The sequence below is a fragment of the Mesorhizobium sp. M4A.F.Ca.ET.020.02.1.1 genome (genome assembly GCF_004022645.1).
Lineage (GTDB): Bacteria > Pseudomonadota > Alphaproteobacteria > Rhizobiales > Rhizobiaceae > Mesorhizobium.
In genome coordinates, this window is sequence record NZ_RZOI01000647.1 from 1 (window position 1) to 3455 (window position 3455).

The window sequence follows — 3455 nt, forward strand, 5'->3', positions numbered from 1 at the left end:
GGCCGGTGGGGCGGAGGTGCATCCGCAATCCACGCTTTCCCCTGAGCGCATCGCCACGCTGGTCGCCGGGCTGATTCAGGACCCGGATCGGCTGTCGGCCATGGCCGCGGCCGCCCAGTCGGCCGGAAAACCGAACGCGGCGCGGTTGCTCGCCGATCTGACAGAGGCTATTGCGTCGAAAAAAACCGTTTCGGACTTCAGGAAGGGGACGCAAGCATGAAGATGCCGCAGACGATCGGCCTTGTGCATTTCATCGGCATCGGCGGCATCGGTATGAGCGGCATTGCCGAGGTGCTGCACAATCTCGGCTACAAGGTGCAGGGCTCCGACCAGGCCGACGGCGCCAATGTGCAGCGGCTGCGCGACAAGGGCATCGAGTGTTTCGTCGGCCACAAGGCGGAAAACCTTGGCGATGCCGAGGTGGTTGTCGTCTCGACCGCGATCAAGAAATCCAACCCCGAGCTCAAGGCCGCGCGCGAGAAGCTGCTGCCTGTCGTGCGCCGCGCCGAGATGCTGGCCGAACTGATGCGCTTCCGCCAGGCGGTTGCGATCGGCGGCACGCACGGCAAGACGACGACCACCTCGATGGTGGCGACACTGCTCGAAGCGGGCGGGCTCGACCCGACCGTGATCAATGGCGGTATCATCAACGCCTATGGCACCAACGCCCGCATGGGCGACGGTGAATGGATGGTGGTCGAGGCCGACGAGAGCGACGGCACCTTCCTGAAGCTGCCGGCCGACATCGCCGTCGTCACCAACATCGATCCCGAGCATCTCGACCATTACGGCAGCTTCGACAAGGTGCGCGAGGCGTTTCGCCAGTTCGTCGAGAACGTGCCGTTCTACGGCTTCGGCGTGATGTGCACCGATCATCCCGAGGTGCAGGCGCTGGTCGGCCGCATCGAGGACCGGCGCGTCATCACCTATGGCGAGAACGCGCAGGCCGACGTGCGCTTCACCAATCACCGCATGGATGGTGCCGCCTCCGAGTTCGACGTCGTCATCCGCGACCGCAAGACGGGAGGCCAGACGACGATTGCCGATCTGCGTCTGCCGATGCCCGGCCGCCACAACGTCTCCAACGCGACCGCCGCGATCGCGGTCGCGCATGAGCTTGGCCTCACCGCCGAGGCGATCAAGAAGGGCCTGTCGTCCTTCGCCGGCGTCAAGCGGCGCTTCACTCATACCGGCTCGTGGAACGGCGTCGAGATCTTCGACGATTACGGCCACCATCCGGTCGAGATCACGGCGGTGCTGAAGGCCGCGCGCAGCGCCACCAAAGGCCGCGTCATCGCTATTGCGCAGCCGCATCGCTACACCCGGCTGCACGATCTGTTCAACGAGTTCTCGGTCTGCTTCAACGACGCCGACACAGTGATGGTGGCGCCGGTCTATGCGGCAGGCGAAGAGCCGATCGAAGGCGTCACTTCGGATGCGCTGGTGTCGCGCATCCGCGCCGGCGGTCATCGCGACGCGCGCAATATTGAGGGCCCGGCGGCGATCGCGCCGATCATCCGCGAACTGGCCAAGCCGGGCGACTTCGTCGTCTTCCTCGGCGCCGGCAACATCACGCAATGGGCCTATGCTTTGCCCAAGGAACTCGGCGGGACGGCCTCATGATGCGCGGCCAGGCCCTGATCGAAAAGCTTGGCGACCGGCTGGCCGGCCTGCGCGGCCGCGTCACGCCCAACGCCGAGATGGACAAGATCACCTGGTTTCGCGCCGGCGGCCTGGCGGACGCGCTGTTCCAGCCGGCTGACGAGGAGGACCTCGCCGCCTTCCTACGCGCCGTGCCGGAGGAAATCCCGCTGACCGTCGTCGGCGTCGGCTCGAACCTCCTGGTGCGCGACGGCGGCATTCCAGGTTTCGTCATCCGGCTTTCGGCCAAGGGCTTTGGCGAGGCGGAAGTCGTTTCGCCGACCACAATCAGGGCCGGCGCCGCAACGCCCGACAAGCGCCTCGCGGCCGTCGCCTACGAGGCGGGGATCGGCGGCTTCCGTTTCTACCACGGCATTCCCGGCGCCGTCGGCGGTGCACTGAGGATGAACGCCGGTGCCAATGGCGTCGAGACGCGCGAACGCGTCGTCGAGGTGCGGGCGCTCGACCGCAAGGGCAATCTTCACACGCTCAGCAATGCCGACATGGGCTATGCCTATCGGCATTCGGCGGCACCTTCGGGGCTGATCTTCACCTCGGCGCTGTTCGAGGGGCATCCGGAAGACCGGGCGACGATCAAGGCGGCGATGGACGCGGTGCAGAACCATCGCGAGACGGTGCAGCCGATCCGCGAGAAGACCGGCGGCTCGACGTTCAAGAATCCGGAGGGCACCTCGGCCTGGAAGGAGATCGACAAGGCCGGCTGCCGTGGCTTGATGATCGGCGGCGCGCAGATGTCGCCGATGCATTGCAATTTCATGATCAACACCGGCACCGCGACCGGCTACGACCTCGAATATCTCGGCGAGACCGTGCGCGCGCGGGTGCTCGAGAATTCGGGCGTCCGGCTGCATTGGGAAATCAAGCGCCTCGGCGATTTCCGGTCCGGCCATGCGGTTCAGGAATTCCTGGGGCAACTCCTCTAAGGCGTGCCGGCGCTCAGGCGATGCCGGCCTGAGCTGGAACTCAGCGCACCTCCAGGGTGTGGCGAAGTTCAAGTAATACATGAACTTCGGCGATCCGTAACGGCCCAGGGACCGTTGCCCCAAAGACTCTACGACACACTTTTCGCAACTGTTTTCGCGGAAAGTGAATCTCTCGGAATCTTAAGGACTTGCCAGCGAATCAACTCTCTGATTCTCTGGCCTCAAGCGTTTCCTGATTTGAGTCGTTCGACGCGTCGGTCGCGTTTTCCGTCTGGGGGGCAACCTGCCGGAAGACTCGGACTCACCGTGCGGGAATGCTGGTGTGGAAATGTCAGTCGCGGCCCGCCGTGAGAGGGGATGACGGGAGATGAAGAACAAGCATGTGGCCGTCCTGCTCGGTGGTTTTTCGTCGGAGCGGCCCGTGTCCCTGTCCTCGGGGAAGGCATGTGCGGATGCGCTCGAGAATGAAGGCTATCGCGTCACCCGGGTCGACGTTGCGCGCGATGTCGGCTCCGTGCTTGTCGCGCTCAAGCCTGACGTTGCCTTCAATGCGCTGCACGGTCCGTTCGGTGAGGACGGCACCATTCAGGGTGTCCTCGAATATCTCGAAATCCCCTACACGCATTCCGGCGTGCTTGCCTCGGCGCTGGCCATGAACAAGGAGCAGGCCAAGAAAGTCGCCAAGGCAGCCGGCATCCTGGTGGCGGAATCGAAGGTGGCCAACCGCTTCGCCATCCAGAACAAGCATCCGATGAAGCCGCCCTACGTGGTCAAGCCGGTCAACGAAGGATCGAGCTTCGGCGTCGTCATCGTGCATGAAGGGCAGTCGCATCCGCCGCAGGTCATCGGCTCGTCCGAATGGAAATATGG

The 3455-nt window shown here is 64.5% G+C and carries 2 protein-coding genes and 2 pseudogenes; all 4 read left to right on the forward strand.

The annotated features are described in order from the left end of the window. Positions 1–220 (forward strand): annotated as a pseudogene (locus tag EN742_RS28520) (UDP-N-acetylglucosamine--N-acetylmuramyl-(pentapeptide) pyrophosphoryl-undecaprenol N-acetylglucosamine transferase); the annotation flags it as partial. Continuing rightward, positions 217–1623 (forward strand): UDP-N-acetylmuramate--L-alanine ligase, encoded by a 1407-nt coding sequence (gene murC / locus EN742_RS28525; protein WP_127406056.1) that lies wholly within the window; start codon positions 217–219, stop codon positions 1621–1623. The pseudogene EN742_RS28520 and the gene murC, both read left to right, overlap by 4 nt. After that, on the forward strand, positions 1620–2585 hold the full coding sequence (gene murB / locus EN742_RS28530; RefSeq protein ID WP_128333546.1) for a UDP-N-acetylmuramate dehydrogenase: 966 nt from the start codon (positions 1620–1622) through the stop codon (positions 2583–2585). Before murC ends, murB begins: the two co-directional genes overlap by 4 nt. A 367-nt stretch (positions 2586–2952) precedes the next feature. Beyond that, a pseudogene (locus tag EN742_RS28535) lies at positions 2953–3455 on the forward strand (D-alanine--D-alanine ligase); the annotation flags it as partial.

Coding starts and splice junctions, on each gene's coding strand:
- murC (WP_127406056.1), top strand. CDS start 217: ATGAAGATGCCGCAGACGATCGGCCTTGTGCATTTCATCGGCATCGGC.
- murB (WP_128333546.1), top strand. CDS start 1,620: ATGATGCGCGGCCAGGCCCTGATCGAAAAGCTTGGCGACCGGCTGGCC.